Origin of the sequence: Neoroseomonas eburnea, assembly GCF_018129005.1 — a bacterium.
Classification (GTDB): Bacteria; Pseudomonadota; Alphaproteobacteria; order Acetobacterales; family Acetobacteraceae; genus Neoroseomonas; species Neoroseomonas eburnea.
On record NZ_JAAEDL010000002.1, the window covers coordinates 138,722 to 154,071 of the forward strand.

21 protein-coding genes are annotated in these 15,350 nt (G+C 68.9%); 18 read left to right on the plus strand and 3 right to left on the minus strand.

The window, feature by feature from the left end; all coding sequences use genetic code 11:
• The first annotated feature begins 91 nt into the window (after positions 1–91).
• From GXW74_RS02975 to GXW74_RS03005, 7 genes are all read left to right on the plus strand, one after another.
• Entirely contained in the window at positions 92–538 is a 447-nt protein-coding gene (locus GXW74_RS02975; RefSeq protein ID WP_211844794.1) for a hypothetical protein, read from the plus strand.
• A complete protein-coding gene (locus tag GXW74_RS02980; protein ID WP_211844795.1) occupies positions 535–762 on the plus strand; it encodes a hypothetical protein in 228 nt (75 codons plus the stop codon). Before GXW74_RS02975 ends, GXW74_RS02980 begins: the two co-directional genes overlap by 4 nt.
• On the plus strand, positions 752–1,333 hold the full coding sequence (locus GXW74_RS02985; protein ID WP_211844796.1) for a hypothetical protein: 582 nt from the start codon (positions 752–754) through the stop codon (positions 1,331–1,333). The genes GXW74_RS02980 and GXW74_RS02985 overlap by 11 nt, the downstream gene beginning before the upstream one ends.
• Before the next feature lie 94 nt (positions 1,334–1,427).
• Positions 1,428–1,742, plus strand: a complete 315-nt coding sequence (locus GXW74_RS02990) for an HNH endonuclease (RefSeq protein ID WP_211844797.1) — start codon at positions 1,428–1,430, stop codon at positions 1,740–1,742.
• Between the two features lie 115 nt (positions 1,743–1,857).
• On the plus strand, positions 1,858–3,312 hold the full coding sequence (locus GXW74_RS02995; protein WP_211844798.1) for a site-specific DNA-methyltransferase: 1,455 nt from the start codon (positions 1,858–1,860) through the stop codon (positions 3,310–3,312).
• The gene (locus GXW74_RS03000) at positions 3,302–4,567 is read left to right on the plus strand and encodes a site-specific DNA-methyltransferase (RefSeq protein ID WP_211844799.1); all 1,266 of its coding nucleotides are present in this window, start codon (positions 3,302–3,304) and stop codon (positions 4,565–4,567) included. Before GXW74_RS02995 ends, GXW74_RS03000 begins: the two co-directional genes overlap by 11 nt.
• A 36-nt stretch (positions 4,568–4,603) precedes the next feature.
• Entirely contained in the window at positions 4,604–4,858 is a 255-nt protein-coding gene (locus tag GXW74_RS03005) for a hypothetical protein (protein WP_211844800.1), read from the plus strand.
• A gap of 17 nt (positions 4,859–4,875) precedes the next feature.
• On the opposite strand, the gene GXW74_RS27830 is transcribed toward GXW74_RS03005, so the two are convergent.
• Positions 4,876–5,760 carry a DUF3489 domain-containing protein gene (locus GXW74_RS27830; protein ID WP_246522793.1) on the minus strand — a complete coding sequence of 295 codons (885 nt, stop codon included), beginning with the start codon at positions 5,758–5,760 and terminating at the stop codon, positions 4,876–4,878.
• A gap of 96 nt (positions 5,761–5,856) precedes the next feature.
• A complete protein-coding gene (locus GXW74_RS03015) occupies positions 5,857–6,081 on the minus strand; it encodes a hypothetical protein (RefSeq protein ID WP_246522795.1) in 225 nt (74 codons plus the stop codon).
• A 165-nt stretch (positions 6,082–6,246) separates the two neighbouring features.
• On the opposite strand from GXW74_RS03015, the gene GXW74_RS03020 reads away from it, so the two are divergent.
• Positions 6,247–6,645: a hypothetical protein gene (locus tag GXW74_RS03020; protein ID WP_211844802.1), complete on the plus strand. Its 399-nt coding sequence runs from the start codon at positions 6,247–6,249 to the stop codon at positions 6,643–6,645.
• The gene (locus tag GXW74_RS03025) at positions 6,642–8,285 is read left to right on the plus strand and encodes a terminase large subunit (RefSeq protein WP_338148120.1); all 1,644 of its coding nucleotides are present in this window, start codon (positions 6,642–6,644) and stop codon (positions 8,283–8,285) included. The genes GXW74_RS03020 and GXW74_RS03025 overlap by 4 nt, the downstream gene beginning before the upstream one ends.
• Positions 8,286–8,325: 40 nt before the next feature.
• On the opposite strand, the gene GXW74_RS03030 is transcribed toward GXW74_RS03025, so the two are convergent.
• Complete coding sequence (locus GXW74_RS03030; RefSeq protein ID WP_211844803.1) at positions 8,326–8,895, minus strand: hypothetical protein; 570 nt, start codon at positions 8,893–8,895, stop codon at positions 8,326–8,328.
• 156 nt (positions 8,896–9,051) lie between these two features.
• On the opposite strand from GXW74_RS03030, the gene GXW74_RS03035 reads away from it, so the two are divergent.
• The 9 genes from GXW74_RS03035 to GXW74_RS03075 all read left to right on the plus strand — a co-directional run bounded on the left by GXW74_RS03035 (position 9,052) and on the right by GXW74_RS03075 (position 15,350).
• The gene (locus GXW74_RS03035) at positions 9,052–10,485 is read left to right on the plus strand and encodes a phage portal protein (protein ID WP_211844804.1); all 1,434 of its coding nucleotides are present in this window, start codon (positions 9,052–9,054) and stop codon (positions 10,483–10,485) included.
• Positions 10,482–11,150: an HK97 family phage prohead protease gene (locus GXW74_RS03040; RefSeq protein WP_211844805.1), complete on the plus strand. Its 669-nt coding sequence runs from the start codon at positions 10,482–10,484 to the stop codon at positions 11,148–11,150. Before GXW74_RS03035 ends, GXW74_RS03040 begins: the two co-directional genes overlap by 4 nt.
• Positions 11,151–11,162: 12 nt before the next feature.
• Positions 11,163–12,461 carry a phage major capsid protein gene (locus tag GXW74_RS03045; RefSeq protein WP_211844806.1) on the plus strand — a complete coding sequence of 433 codons (1,299 nt, stop codon included), beginning with the start codon at positions 11,163–11,165 and terminating at the stop codon, positions 12,459–12,461.
• 102 nt (positions 12,462–12,563) lie between these two features.
• Positions 12,564–12,995, plus strand: a complete 432-nt coding sequence (locus GXW74_RS03050) for a hypothetical protein (RefSeq protein ID WP_211844807.1) — start codon at positions 12,564–12,566, stop codon at positions 12,993–12,995.
• A complete protein-coding gene (locus GXW74_RS03055) occupies positions 12,992–13,228 on the plus strand; it encodes a hypothetical protein (RefSeq protein WP_211844808.1) in 237 nt (78 codons plus the stop codon). Before GXW74_RS03050 ends, GXW74_RS03055 begins: the two co-directional genes overlap by 4 nt.
• Positions 13,229–13,239: 11 nt before the next feature.
• Positions 13,240–13,836, plus strand: coding sequence for a hypothetical protein (locus GXW74_RS03060; RefSeq protein WP_211844809.1), 597 nt, complete (start codon positions 13,240–13,242; stop codon positions 13,834–13,836).
• 53 nt (positions 13,837–13,889) lie between these two features.
• The gene (locus GXW74_RS03065) at positions 13,890–14,174 is read left to right on the plus strand and encodes a hypothetical protein (protein ID WP_211844810.1); all 285 of its coding nucleotides are present in this window, start codon (positions 13,890–13,892) and stop codon (positions 14,172–14,174) included.
• A gap of 1 nt (position 14,175) precedes the next feature.
• Positions 14,176–14,913, plus strand: coding sequence for a hypothetical protein (locus GXW74_RS03070; protein WP_211844811.1), 738 nt, complete (start codon positions 14,176–14,178; stop codon positions 14,911–14,913).
• Positions 14,910–15,350, plus strand: coding sequence for a hypothetical protein (locus GXW74_RS03075; RefSeq protein ID WP_211844812.1), 441 nt, complete (start codon positions 14,910–14,912; stop codon positions 15,348–15,350). The genes GXW74_RS03070 and GXW74_RS03075 overlap by 4 nt, the downstream gene beginning before the upstream one ends.

Sequence of the window (15,350 nt, forward strand, 5' to 3'; positions counted from 1 at the left end):
GGACACCCCGCTACATAATCACAGAAGTAACAATATTATATATATCAATGAGATAGGAGGGTGTTCCGTGCCAGCCAGGGGGATTGCGTAGATGCCGCTTCCCACCCGGCAGCGCCGCGCCCTGGAGATTAATGAAAGCGCGGAGCACGCGCGCGCCAAGCGCCGCCTGGCGCGGTGGCTGACCGCCCCGATTGCGGGATCGCGCGAGCCGCCGACGTACCGCGTCATGCTCGAATACCCCTTCACCGAGGGCGGCGGCGGCGTGATCGCGTGGGAGGCCCGCGGGTTCGGCCGTAAGCCAACCATCCCTATGCTGCGCAAGCGGTCCGGAGCGCTGATCTGCATCTGCGACCTGGTGCTGATCGAGGGGCAGACCGTGACGACGGCGGTCGAAGTCGTGAAGACCAACGTGACGCCGCCCTGGAAGATTGGCTGGCTCCGATCACATGGCGTGGAGGTCTACGAGGCCAGCGCCGAGGCGATCCTGGAACACAACGGCAAGCCAGCGTCGCTCGACGCGCTGATGGTGCTCGCATGACCCTGCCAGGCGCTCCGCGACCGCCACGGTCGTCCCTCGACCTTGCCCGCAGCCCGACGACCAGCCCCGAGATGGAAGCCCTGCGCCGGCGCGTCTGGCGCGACCAGGGCGTGGTCTCGCTGGCGATCGACGACATCACCGACCCCTGGCTGCGCCAGGCTGTCCAGAACGAAGCCACGCGGCGCTGGGGGCCGCGGAACGGAGGCGGTCAGCATGGCCGGTAAGCGCAGGACGAAGCAGCCCGCGATGCCGCGCGAGGATCTCGGCAGGCCGAGTGCGTGGCGGCTGCAGCATGGCAGCTTCGGAGATCCCGTACGCGAGGCCGATCCCGAGACGGGCACGCCGATCGCGCTGCGCCGTGCGGTCGACACGCTCGGGGCCATGCTGGCCAACGGCACCATCACCGCGCCGATGCACGACGCAGGGGTCGTGTTCCGAGGGCAGTTTCGCGCGGCGGCCCTCGACACGCTGCGCGCCATGCCGCTGATCCGCATCCCGGCTGGTAGCGGCGACCCGCTGACGGAGCGGCATGTGCATGCACGTCGCAAGGTGGCTGCGGCCATGCACGTGTTGGGCGGGCAGGACAGCGCTGCGGGTTCCTGCGCCTGGCATGTCGTCGGCTGCGAGGCGTCGATCCGGGAATGGGCGACGCGGCAGGGATGGGGTGGAAAGCCCATCGGGCACAGCCAGGCGCAGGGCATCTTGATTGCAGCGTTGGGCGTTCTTGCATCGCATTACGGACTTGCTGACCGGAGCAATGCCCTCTCGCGCAACGCTTCCAGCGCGGTGACGTGAGGCGCGACAGCGCTACACCTTCGCACTCCCCGGTGGAATCCACATGGAGTAGGTTTTTGCCATCGTGGATTGCTGCGCCGGCGGGGGCGACGTGATGCGGAAGTCAGCGCTGCGTATGCTGTCCTCCCGCATCGCGCGACACGACACGCGCACCGCACTACCACCGCCGAAGCAGCCTGACCCGCACTACGGTTCCGCCGCCCATCGTGAATGGCGTGCCGCTGTCCTTGCCCGCGCTGGCCATGCTTGCCAGCGCTGTGGGCGCCGCGGCGTACGGCTCTACGCCGACCACATCGTCGAACTGCAGGACGGTGGTGCGGCGCTCGACGTGACGAACGGCCAGGCGCTGTGCGGTGCCTGCCACACGACCAAGACCGCCGCCGCCCGCGCCGCGCGCATGGCGCGCTGACCCCGCACCCCCTGCCGATGGGGAGGGGGGATCGGATCTCTGGCGCCTTGGGGCGCCCCTCCGCGACGGGGGACACGCAGGGATTTTTCCCTCCCTAAAAAGGCGGAGTTCACACATGCAGCGAGACTGGCCGGCCGATGCGGTGGAGCGGCGGCCGGTGGCGTCGCTGCTGCCCTACGCCCGCAATGCGCGCACCCACAGCGAGGCGCAGGTTGCGCAGATCGCCGCCGCCATCCGCGAATGGGGCTGGACGGTGCCGGTACTGGTCGACGAGGCGGGCCAGCTGATCGCCGGCCATGGCCGCGTGCTGGCCGCGAAGTCCCTCGGCCTGCTCGACGTGCCGGCGATGGTCGCACGCGGATGGTCCGAGGCCGACAAGCGCGCCTATGCGCTGGCCGACAACAAGCTGACGCTGAACGCCGGCTGGGATGCCGATCTGCTGAAGGGCGAGCTGTTCGAGCTGCGCTCGGAGGGCTTCGACCTCGGCCTGACCGGCTTCGGCGCCGATGAGGTGGCGGGGCTGCTCGGTGATCTCGCAGAGGTGGCCGCGACGGACACGGGCGAGACCGGGGGCGGATCCGGCGGCGGCGGCGGCATCGGTGCTGGCGGTGGTGCCGAGAGGGACGAGGATCCCGCAGACGCCGAGCCGGTGCCGCCGCGCCAGGCCGTCACCCGCACGGGCGATCTCTGGCTGCTCGGCGAGCATCGCCTGCTCTGCGGCGACAGCACCGACGCCGCCTGCGTCGCCCGCGTGCTGGGCGCGGACCGCGCGGCGCTGCTGTTCACTTCGCCGCCCTACGGCAACCAGCGCGCCTACACCACCGGCGGCATCTCGGATTGGGACGCGCTGATGCAGGGGGTGTTTCAGCACCTGCCGGCGATCCTCGCCGAGGACGGTCAGGCGCTGGTGAACCTCGGGCTGATCCATCGCGACGGCGAATGGCAGCCCTACTGGCAGGGCTGGGTGGAATGGATGCGCGCGCAGGGCTGGCGGCGCTTCGGGCTCTACGCCTGGGACCAGGGGCCGGGCCTGCCGGGGGACTGGAACGGCCGGCTGGCCCCGGCCTTCGAGCTGGTGTTCCACTTCAACCGGAAGTCGCGCCAGCCGAACAAGATCATCCCCTGCAAATGGGCGGGGACGGAGAACAAGGGCAGCGGGCTGCGCGCTGCCGATGGCGAGGTGAAGGCCTACACCCATGCCGGCCTGCCGGTGCAGGAGATGCGCATCCCGGACAGCGTGCTGCGCATCACGCGGCACAAGGGGCGGGGGATCGAGACCGAGCACCCGGCGGTGTTCCCGGTCGCGCTGCCGGAACTGTTGCTGCAGAGCTACGCCAACCTCGGCGATGCAGTGTTCGAGCCCTTCGCCGGCTCCGGCACGACGATCCTGGCCGGGCAGCGCACGGGGCGGAAGGTCAGAGCGATCGAACTGGCGCCGGCCTATGTCGACCTTGCCATCGCCCGCTACCGGATGGTGTTCCCCGAGTTGAGGGTCACGCTGGAGGGGGACGGCCGGGACTACGACGCCGTCGCCGCGGCACGGGCGGAGGAGATGGCCAATGCTGCCTGATCTCCGCGTCGAGATGCTGCCGACGGCGGCGCTGGCGCCTTATGCCGCGAATGCGCGGCAGCACCCCGAGGCGCAGGTGCAGCAGCTGGCGGCGTCGATCCGCGAGTTCGGCTTCAACGTGCCGGTGCTGGTCGATGATGCGGGGGTGCTCATCGCCGGCCATGGTCGCGTGCTGGCGGCGAAGGCGCTCGGGCTCGCGAGCATTCCCGCCATCCGGCTCGGCCATCTCACGGAGGCGCAGGCCAAGGCCTATCGGCTGGCGGACAACCAGCTGGCGCTGAACTCCACCTGGGATGACGGGCTGCTGGCCGGTGAGCTGCGTGGCCTGCTCGATGCCGAGTTCGACCTAGGGCTGATCGGCTTCGACGCCCTGACGCTGGATCGGCTGCTGGCAGGGGCCGGCGCGGAGGAACAAGGAGGGTCGGTGGATCCGGACGGGCCGGCTCCCGAGCCGTCTGCGCATCCCGTGTCGCGGCCCGGCGATCTGTGGATCCTCGGCCGGCACCGGCTGCTCTGCGGCGACGCCACCAATGCCGCGGACGTCACGCGCCTGCTCGATGGCGCGAAGCCGCATCTGATGGTCAGCGATCCGCCTTATGGCGTGGAGTACGACCCGTCCTGGCGGAACGAGGCCGGCGTCTCCGCCACGGCGCGCACGGGCAAGGTGGCGAATGACGACCGCGCCGACTGGCGTGAGGCCTGGGCGCTGTTCCCGGGCGACGTCGCCTATGTCTGGCATGCCGGCGTGCATGCGCGGACGGTGATCGACAGCCTCGAGGCAGTGGGCTTCGCAGTCCGCAGCCAGATCATCTGGGCCAAGCCGCGCTTCGTGCTCGGCCGCGGCGACTACCACTGGCAGCACGAGCCCTGCCTCTACGCCGTGCGCAAGGGGGCGACGGGTCACTGGCAGGGCGCGCGGGATCAGGCGACGCTGTGGTCGATCGGCTTCGGTGGCGACGAAGATGCCGAGACGATCCATGGCACGCAGAAGCCGGTCGAATGCATGCGCCGGCCGATCGTCAACAACAGCGCGGTCGGCGACGTGGTCTACGAGCCCTTCTCGGGTAGCGGCACCACGATCATCGCGGCGGAAACCACGGCGCGGCGCTGCTACGCGATGGAGATTGATCCCCGCTACGTCGATGTCGCTGTGCTGCGGTGGCAGGCGCTGACGGGGAAGGCGGCGGTGCTGGCCGACGAAGATCGCGTCTTTGACGATGTCGCAGCACTTCGAGGTGTTGCTGCAGCGGCGTGATATGCAAGATGCCTCCAGCGATCGCGGAGGCGCGGAATGCTCGCCAGAGATCCCGAGAAGATGGTGATAGCAACCGCGAAGGCGCTGTCGTTGGTCGATGGCGGCGGGTACACGCCGCGCATCCTCAAACTGTATGAGGACGACGCGCGGATCGTGCTGGTGGAAATCCTGAAAGCGGCGAAGCGGCAGACGTGGGAGGTGGCGGATCTCCTGCTGGAGCTTGATCCGCCGAAACCGAAATCGAATGCCATTGAAAGGAACGAGGGCCCGCCGCTGCGCGACGAGCCCTGATCGATGTTCGTGCGGGCTCAGCCGGCGATCGCGTAGACCGTGTAGGACCCCCGGGCGCCTTCCTTGTTCGGCCCGACCTGCCGGACCCGCTCCAGCACCGTGACCTCGATGCCCTTCTTCTTCAGCCCGGCGAAGAACCCGCGCACCGTGTGCTGCGCCCAGCCGGTCGCTTCGGCGACCTGCGCCACCGTCGCCCCCTCGGGGCGGCGCAGTAGGGCGAGCACCGCCTCCTGCTTGGTACCCTCGCGCCGCTTGCGCGGTGCGCCGGGCTCCCGCGGGGCGCGGGCCGGCTTCGTGGCCAGGGCGGCGCGCAGCGCGTCGATGGCGGTGGGCAGATCGGTGCGCATGTTCGCGTCGTCATCCCAGGCGTCCAGGATCCGCTGGGCGGCGGCGCGCAGGGTGGGGCTCGGCGTCGCGCGCGGTGTGGCCAGCGCCTGTTCCAGCAGGACGACTTCCTCCGCCAGGGACGGGGCCTGGGCGGGTTCGGTCGGCGCGGCGGGGGTATCCTGCGTGGCGCCGTCCTCTCCGCCCGTGGGCGCCGTGTCGCCAACCGCGGCCGGCTCATCGTTATCGTCCCCGTCGTTCAGGCGGAGATCCACCCCATTGCGCTCATCCCGCGGGCGGGTGTCCTCCATTTCCTCCACCTCGCCGTCCGGCGCGACGCCGATGGCGCGCAGTCCCGCGTCGGTGATGCGCAGCAGGCGCGTCCGCCCCTCGATCTGCCAGGCGTCGCGCGCGGCGTAGGCGCTGGCGTGCTCGTCGCTGACCAGCCCTTGCTTGATCAGGGACTTCGCCACCGTCTGCCGCGCCGCGGCGGGGAGGCGCTCGGGCGGTACGGCGAGGTGGTCGTCGCGCTGGCTCGCCTGGCTGAGGATGATGCGCTGGGTGTCGGAGAGTTTCATCGTCGGGCTCCTGGTTCGGCACCCGAGGATCCGGGTGCTACCAGCCCGAGCCCCGCCGGGGATCACCCGGTCGGGGCGGTGCGGGAGTGATCCGCGTTAGCGGGCATATTCGCCCCGGCGGAAATACTGGTCCGCGATGTCCTTCAGCTTCGCGGTGGCGTCGGTGAGCCAGGCGGCTTCGCCCCAGAGCACCGCGTTGGGGTCTGCCCCAAAGTGATCCGCGCTGGCCTGCTGCAGTTCGGCGAGCAATTCGTCGAACTCGGCCTTCTTCATCAGGAAGGCCTCGAGGCTGTTGAGCTGGTTGGCTTCGCGCTTGGTCATCGTGGTCTCCGTCCTCCGCATCGCGTGACGGACCATTCGCGCTGAGCCGCGCCCGAGCCAAGCGCATCTGCCGATCATGATGTTGCTGAATTCGGCGCCGATCGATCATTCCGTGACGCCGTGGCGTCGCGCATCAGGGAGCCGCGCATCGCGGCGCTGCACCCCATGCCCCGCAAGCCCGGCCGCCCGGCCTACACGCCCACCGAGAAGGACCGCGCCACCGTCAAGACGATGTCCGCCTTCGGCATCCCGGACTACGAGATCGCCCGCGTACTCGCGCTCGACCCGAAGACGTTGCGCAAGCACTTCTGGACCGAGCTCGAGGTCGGCCATGTCGAAGCGAACGCGAAGGTCGCCGCCTCCCTGTTCAAGAAGGCGACCGGTGATGGCCGCGAGGCGGTGGTGGCGGCGATCTTCTGGCTGAAGTGCCGCGCCGGCTGGCGTGAGCGCCCGGCCGCGGACGAACTCGGCAAGAAGGAGCAGCGGGCCCTGGAAGCCGAGACCGCCGAGCGCGGCACCTCCTGGGAGAGCCTGCTCGAACCGGCGAGCACGCGGCTGCAGTGACCGCCTGGTCGCTGGCCTGCCCAGATTGGGCGGCGCGCATCCAGGCGGGGCAGTCGCTGCTGCCGGAGATGCCGCTGCTGCTGCGCGCCGAGGCCGAGCGGGCGGTCACGATCTTCAACCGGCTGCGGTTGCCCGACGTGCCGGGCCGGCCGCCGCTATCCACCGCCGGCGGGGACTGGCAGCGCGACATCGTCCGCGCCCTGTTCGGCTCCTGGGACGGCACCGAGCGGCACATCCGCGAGATCTTCGCCCTCGTCCCCAAGAAGAACGCCAAGACCACCGCCGGGGCGGCGATCATGGTCACCGCCCTGCTGATGAACCGCCGCCCGCGGGCGGAGTTCATCATCGTCGCACCGACTCAGGACGTCTCCGACCTCGCCTACCGCCAGGCGGTCGGCATGATCGAGGCGGATCCGGTGCTGGCGGCGAAGTTCCATGTGCAGGAACACCTCAAGCGCATCACCTACCGGCCGACCAACGCCTTCCTGAAGGTGAAGTCCTTCGATCCGAAGATCGTGACGGGGACCAAGCCGGCCGGCATCCTGCTGGACGAGCTGCACGTCATCGCAGAGGCGCCGGACGCGGACCGGGTGATCGGCCAGATCCGCGGCGGGTTGATCTCGCAGCCCGAGGGCTTCCTGATCACCATCACCACACAGTCGGAGCGACCTCCGGCCGGCGTGTTCCGCGCCGAGCTGATGAAGGCCAGGAAGGTCAGGGACGGCGTGCTGCAGGCACCGATCCTGCCGGTGCTCTACGAGTTCCCGCCGGAGGTGGAATGGCGGGATCCGGCCAACTGGAAGATGGTCACGCCGAATGACGGGCGGTCGATCACGGTCCAGCGGTTGGTCCCGGACTATCACGCGGCGGTGGAGGCGGGGGAGGAGGAGCTCCGGCGCTGGGCGTCGCAGCACCTCAACGTCGAGATTGGCCTGGCACTGCTGTCCGATGCCTGGGCTGGCGCGGAGCACTGGGAGCCGCAGGCGGATCCCGACCTGACCCTGAATCAGCTGCTCCGGCGCGCTGATGTTGTCACCGTCGGCATCGATGGCGGCGGGCTGGATGACTTGCTCGGCCTCTCCGTCATTGGCCGCGATGCCATCACGCGGGACTGGCTGCTGTGGTCGCGCGCCTGGGCGCATCCGATCGTATTGGAGCGCCGGAAGTCAGAAGCCGCCCGGATGCAGGACTTCGCCCGTGACGGCGATCTGCGCATCGTCGCGCGGCTCGGCGACGACGTGGAGGAGGTCGCCGACCTGGTCGCCGACATCGACCGCGCCGGCCTGTTGCACGCGGTCGGCCTCGATCCGGTCGGCATCGGCGGCATCGTCGACGCGCTGGCCGAGCGGCACATCACTGGCGACCGGGTGGTCGGCATCCCGCAGGGCTGGCGGATCAGCGGCGCGATCAAGACGCTGGAACGGAAACTGGCGGACGGCACGCTGCGGCATCCCGGCCAGGCGCTGATGGCGTGGTGCGTCGGCAATGCGCGCGTCGAGCCGCGCGGCAACGCCGTCACAATCACCAAGCAGGCAGCGGGCAAGGCGAAGATCGACCCGCTGGTGGCGGCGTTCAATGCGGCGGAGCTGATGTCGCGGAACCCGGAGGCGCGCTCGGCCCCTTCGATATTTCTTATATGAGTTAAATTACAGCATTATGAGAGTATTATATGTACTATATCTATTTCTTTTTCTGTATATTATCCATTAATTCGCGAAATCCTATTGGATAATCGCGATCTCTGCGAGGTGGGATATCTGCTCGCTTTTTGTCATTGAAGCGGGAAGGAGTCGAGTTTTCGTTTATTGATTTGGATCTGGCCACATCATGACCGCTAACTTGATTATGCCTGGATTCACTATGAGTGATTTTCGACACTGACGCAGAAATTTTTTGCCTAATTCTAGTTCCTCTTGCCGCATAATCAATATCTGATGAGAACAAAAAGCTCAATAGGAATGCCACAAGGCGCGGTGACCACTCCTGGCCACAGGCTGTAAACAATCTCTTCCGATTTAAGTTCTTGGCTACCTCCGCTGGCTTGCGAATACGAATACGAGATAGTTGCTGAATATGCGGGCGCATCTTGTTCAGAAATTCAACCCTTTTCGTATCGCCAAACTGAAAATGGTCGATTTCTGATTTTGACAATGTCTGCTGCGTTGATTCGTAGAATTCCTGCTTCGAGATTTTCTCCTCGTCATTATAATACGTGCCGCGCTGCATAGACTTCGATTTTGACTTCAACAACGATGAAATTTCCTTCTCGCTGTGCCGCCTGCGTCTTTGGGTTGCCCCGAGACTTTTCATCGATCCCACACAGGTCAGCGGAGCAAAGAAGACGATGGCAGTAAAGTGTTCTGCTGCAGTCTTGTCGCTACTCGCCCCTCAGGGTCGGCGACCGCAATGCGGTGGTTAGCGCGCCTAACCCGGCGTGGTCATGACGAGAGCAAGGCCGTCACCTTCGCGCCGGGCTTCTGGGAGGCGCTGCGTCCGCCCGCGAAGTCAGGCGCCACGGTGAACGCCACCTCCGCCCTGGAATGCACCACGGCACTCGCCTGCGTGCAGGCCATCGCCTGCGGTGTGGCCATGCTGCCGCTCGACATCTATCGCCCTCGTGCGGGCGGCGGTCGCGACGTCGCGACGGACGAGCCGCTGTGGGGGTTCTTCGCCGGCCAGCCGAACGAATGGCAGACCTGGCCCGAGTGGATCGAGACCACGCTGATGCACGCCGTGCTGTGCGGCGACGGCATCTCCTTCATCAACCGGCCGAACCCGCGCGGCCCAATCCGTGAATTGATCCCCCTCGTCCCCGGCAGCGTCTCCATCGAGCAGCGCCAGGGTTACGACCTCGTCTACCACCTGGTCCTCGCCGACGGCCGCAGTCTGACGGTCGGCCGGGAGCAGGTGTTCCATCTGCGCGCGCCGTCCTGGAACGCCTATTCCGGATTGGACGCCACCAAGCTGGCCCGCGAGGCGATCGGCCTCGCCTTGGCCACCGAGGAAGCGCACGCCCGGCTGCATGCGAACGGCGCGCGGCCGGGGGGCATCCTGACCACCGAGCAGCGGCTGACCCGCGAGCAGGTCGATGAGCTGCGCGCCGCCTGGCAGCAGACCCAGGGCGGGCTGTCCAACGCCATGCGCACCGCGGTGCTGTCCTCCGGCCTGAAATGGGAGCCGATGGGCATGACCGGGGTGGATGCCCAGCACATCGAAACCCGGCGCTTCCAGATCGAGGAGATCTGCCGCGCCTTCGGGGTCTACCCGGCCATGGTCGGGCATTCCGACAAGGCCTCGACCTACGCCTCGGCGGAGCAGTTCTTCATCGCCAATGTCGTCTACTCGCTGGGGCGCTGGACCCGCCGCTTCGAGGAGCGGATCCGGGTCGACCTGATGACGCGGGAGGAACGGCAGCGCCGGCTCTACGCGAAATTCTCCCTGCAGGCGCTGATGCGCGGCGATGCCCGCACGCGGTCGGATTTCTACAGCGCCCTGATCACCCTCGGCGTGCTGACGCGCAACGAGGCCCGCGCGCTGGAGGAACTGAACCCGCTGCCCGGCCTCGACGAGCCGCTGCGGCCACTGAACCTGGCGACGCAGGCGGAGGCGGAGGCCGCGCTCCGTGCGAAGCAGGCACCTCCTGCTCCTTCGAATGATGTCGGCGCTGACGCCGAGGGCAAGGCAGCCGCTATCGCCGCCGTCGCGCGCGCCATCGGCGAGGAGGATCCCGCCCTGGAACAGAAAATCGGCCGGATCCTCTCCGCCGCGAATGAGGCCCGCATCCGCGGCGCCCGCGACGCGCTGGATACGGTCCTCTCCCAGCTGGAGACCACGCCATGAGGATCCGTGGCGACATCCGCGCCCGCTTCGAGGTGAAGTCGGTGGCCGCCGACAGCGGCGCCTTCGAGGGCTACGGCGCCGTGTTCGACGTGGTCGACACCTATCGCGACGTCATCCTGCCCGGCGCCTTCGCCGAGACCCTGGCCGAGCACGCCCGCCGCGGCACCGCCCCGCGCATGCTGTGGTTCCACGACCCCGGCAAGGCGATCGGCGCCTGGTCGGAGTTCCGCGAGGATGAGCGCGGTCTGTTCTGCGCCGGCCAGCTGGATCTCGACCATCCCGACGGCCAGAAGGCCTATGGCACCCTGCGGGGCGACGGCGCGATGGATCTCTCCATCGGCTACACCGCCATGCTGTTCGAGGTCGACCGCGCCGCCGAGCTGCGCCGCCTCAAGACTATCTGGCTCGACGAGGTGTCGCTGGCGCCCCGCGGCCATGGGGTTAACCCCGCCGCGGTGGTGACCGACTTCAAGGCCCGCGCCGGCGGCATCCAGACCATTCGCGATTTCGAGGATTTCCTGCGGGAGGCAGGGTTCTCGCGTGACCGCGCCAAGGCGATCGCCTCGCGCGGCTTCAAGGCCAGTGCCGACCCTCGGGAGGAGGGAGGAGAGACGGCCGCTGTGCTCGCCGGCATCCGCCGGCTGCAGCAGATCCTCCAATCCTGACGGGACACACCCATGGACACCGATGTGAAGGAGGCCCTCGATGGCCTCGGCCGCGCCTTCGAGGAATTCAAGGCGACCAACGACAACCGCCTCGACGAACTCGCCCGCAAGGGCAGCGCCGACGTGCTGCTGGAGGAGAAGCTCCAGCGGGTGAACACGGCGCTCGACCAGTTCGAGACGCTGAACCAGCGGCTGACCAAGGCCGAGCTGGAGGCCAAGGCCGGCCGCGACGCGGCGGAGGGCTCGAAGGAGGCGCTGGAAAGGATCGAGACCCGGCTGAATCGCCCCGGCATGGGCAGCGGCGACCGCCAGGCCGAGCTCAAGGCGCGGGTGAACACCTGGGCGCGGGCGGTGATCAATGCGCACACCCTCGGCGTGCCGAACCTCACCGCCGAGCAGCAGAAGGCGCTCTCCGACGTCGCCGCCGAGCACAAGGCGATGGCGATCGCTGACGACACCACCGGCGGCTACCTGGCCCCGTCGGAATACGTCCGCGAGATCATCAAGGGTGTGACCGAGATGAGCCCGGTGCGCTCGCTGGCCCGCGTCCGGGGCACGTCCAGCAAGTCCATCATGCTGCCCAAGCGCACCGGCCAATTCGCCGCCCGGCGCGTCTCCGAGCAGGGCACCCGGACGGAAACCCCGGGCCTCGCCTACGGCATGATCGAGATCACCGCGCCCGAGGTCTATGCCCTGGTCGACATCTCGCAGCACAACCTCGAGGACAGCGCCTACGATCTCGAGAGCGAGATCCGTGCTGAGGCGGTCGAGCAGTTCGCGGTCAAGGAGGGGCAGGAGTTCGTCGGCGGCTCCGGCGTCGGCGAGGCGGAGGGCATCCTGACCAATGCCGACATCACCTTCACGGTGTCGGGCTCGGCGGCGACCATCGCCGATGCCGAGGGCCAGGGGAACGGGCTGATCACCCTCTTCCACGCCCTCAAGACCGCCTACGCGCGCAACGCCGTGTGGACGCTGAACCGGGTGACGCTGGGCTCGGTGCGCAAGCTCAAGGACGCCGACAAGAACTACGTCTGGATGCCGGGGCTGGCGAATGGGATGCCGAACACCATCCTCGGCGCCCCCTATGTCGAGTGCCCGGACATGCCGAACGAGGGGGCGGACGCCTTCCCGATCGCCTTCGGCGACTTCCGGCGCGGCTATGTGATCGTCGATCGCATCGCCATGACCATGCTGCGCGATCCCTTCACCCAGGCGACCAGCGGCAATGTGCGGTTCCTGTTCCGCCGGCGCATGGGCGGGGCGGTCGTGCTGGCGGAGACCATGCGCAAGCTGAAGTGCGCCGCAGCATGACGGCCGGGCCCGCGTAGCCGCCATCGGCCGCGCGGGCCGCCGCGCCGGTTATCCACACACTTCACCATTCCATCAACGCAACTGAAAGGCGAGGTGCCCGCCATGGCCACTCGTGACCTGTGCCACAACGTCCACCCCGTGCGGGCGATCAGCCCGGCGGCGGCCAGGACCGACAACACGCCCTTCGTGTCGGAGATCATCGACACCAAGGGCTATGAGAGCCTGACCTTTCTGCTTGCCGCCGGCGACATCGCCGATGCTGACGCCACGCTCACCGTGCTGGTGGAGGCGAGCGATGCGGCGAACATGGCGGGCGCCGAGGCGGTACCCGACAAGGAGCTGATCGGCACCGAGGCGCAGGCGGGACTGTCCTTCGCCGACGACAACAAGACCCGCAAGATCGGCTATGTCGGTGGCAAGCGCTATGTCCGGCTGACCGTCACGCCGGCCAACAACACCGGGAACATCTTCCTCGCGGCGATCGCGCTGCTTGGTCATCCGCGCAACGCGCCGACGCCGAACCCGCCGGTGTGAGCATGACGGCGGAGGGGCAGCGACGCATCCGCGCGCTGCGGGCGTTTTCCTATTCGCTGGACGGCGTGCGGCTGATCGCCGTTGCCGTCGGCGAGGAGGTCAGCCTGCGCGCAGGCACCGCGGCGGGGCTGCTGGCGGAAGGGTATGCCGAAGCAGTGGCGGAGGATGCCCCGCCGCGGTCGCTTCCACCGGCGCCGCGCCGTCGCCGCGCCACGCCCGACGATCAGGTGTGAGGAGGGAGCCCGTGCTGGAGATCCTCTCCCCGGCCGCCACCGGCGACCTCACCACGCTCGCCACCGCCAAACGCGAACTCGGCGTCACGGATGCCGTGCAAGATGCCCGCATCGTCGATCTGATCCGCGAGGCGTCCGACCTGGTGGCGCAGTGGTGCAACCGGTCGGGCTTCGGGCGGGAGACGCTGCGGCAGACCGAACGCCTCGCATCCCCGGCCGACGCCCTCGTGCTGCAGCGTGACCTCGGCGTGCTCGTCGCCTCCGTCGCCGAGGACGGTGTCGCGCTGGCCGCCAGCGAATACGAGCGCGGCGGCGTGCTGCTCTATCGGCTGCGCGGCGATGTGCGCGTGCCCTGGACGGCGCGCACGGTGGTCGTGGAGTACCAGGCCGGCTTCGCCCTACCGGACGACGCACCGTCGGCGCTGGAGCGAGTCTGCCTCGACCTGCTCGCCGGCCTCTGGCACGGCCAGGGACGGGATCCGGCAGTGCGCAACGAGACCACCGAGGGCGTCGGCGCGGTCGGCTATTTCGAGCACCGCGGCGACACGCTGCCCCTCGCGCCCGATCGGCTGGCCGCCCTCGAACGCTATCGGCGGTTCCACCTCTGATGGGCGCGCTGCGCGACGCCCGCCGTCGAGCGCTCGCGCGGCGCGGGCGGCCCATGACGCTGCGGCGTCTCGTGACCCCGCCGACCACCTACGCCACCGCCGCGGTGACCGGCTTCTCGGCCGACTACGCCCCCGACGATCTCGCCCCGCCACTGCTCCAGGGCGACCGCCGCCTCGAGATCCTGCACGCCGATCTGGTCGCCGTCGGCTTTCCCTGGCCGCCCCGCGAGCCGGACGAGGTGTTGGACGGCGCGGAGAGCTTCACCGTGATCTTCGCCGCCCCAGTGTGGGAGGGCACAGAGCGCATCGGCTGGACCCTGGCAGTGCGCGGCGGCTGAGATGGCATTCACGCGTGGGCAATTCCGCAATTTCACCCGCGAGCTTGAGGTCGGCACCCGCGGGCTGACCGGCCCGGCCGCCAGCCAGCGGCTCGCCGCCATCGCCCGCGCCCACATCGCCGAGGTCGAGCGGCAGCAGGCGGCCCGCTCCGGCGGCGTGGTGCCGGACCACACCACCGCGGTGGACGGCCGCCTGGGCGCCGCGCCGGAGCAGGTGCGCCCCGACGGCGTCATCCTCATTGCCTGGCATTACCTGACCGAGGCGGTGATCCGTACCGTCACCTACCTCGAGGAGAACGGCCCCGAGCGCAAAGGCGGCTGGAAGGCCAGCATCACCACCTTTGTCGACGACACCGCCGTGCCACGCACCGCTCGCCTGCCGGCCGGCGCCACCGAGGCGGTGGTGGTGGTGCGCGCCGACTACGCCCGCCGGCTCGAGGTCGGCAAGCGCGACAGCGGCGGGCCCTTCGTGCTGCAGGTGCCCATGCACTTCGTCGAGCAGGCCAGCGTGGCGCTGCGGCCCGTCCTGCGCCCGCTCGGCTGGGAGCCGCGCTTCACCTATGTCGATGCGCCGGACGCCTTCGCGCTCAGCGTCGAGGCGACCCGCCGGCGGCGTTTCGGACAGCGGGGGATCGTGATGGAGCGGTCGCCGCGCCGCGTGCCTGGCGGCCGGGACGTCGAGAGCCAAGTCCGTTATCCGGCGATCGCCATCCGCCCCATCCGGGCCGCCCGCTCATGACGGCCTCACCCTATGCCGACAGCGTCGCCGCTATCGCGGCGGCCTGGACCAGCGGTTGGCCGGCGCCGGCCGGGGTGCCGGTGCTCTGGCATCACAATGGCAGCGACGCCGTGCCCTCCCGTGCCAGCACGCAGCACTGGCTGCATCTCGCCATCGAGCACAGCAGCGAGCGGCTGGTCGCCTTCGGTGCCGGCCGCGGCGCCCATGAGAAGGAACTGCATGGCTCCGTGGTGATCCGTGTCATGGCGGCGCGTGGGCTCGGCGAGGCGACGCAGCTGGCTTTGCTCGACCAGGCCCTCGCCGTGTTCCGCAGCCGCCGCGACGGCCCGCTCTCCTTCCTTGGCACCTCGGTGATCGAGATACCCGGTGCCTCCGCCGACGGCGCCTGGTGGGTGCGCAGCGGCATCGCCGTCTTCGTCTATCGCTTCCGCGGCTGA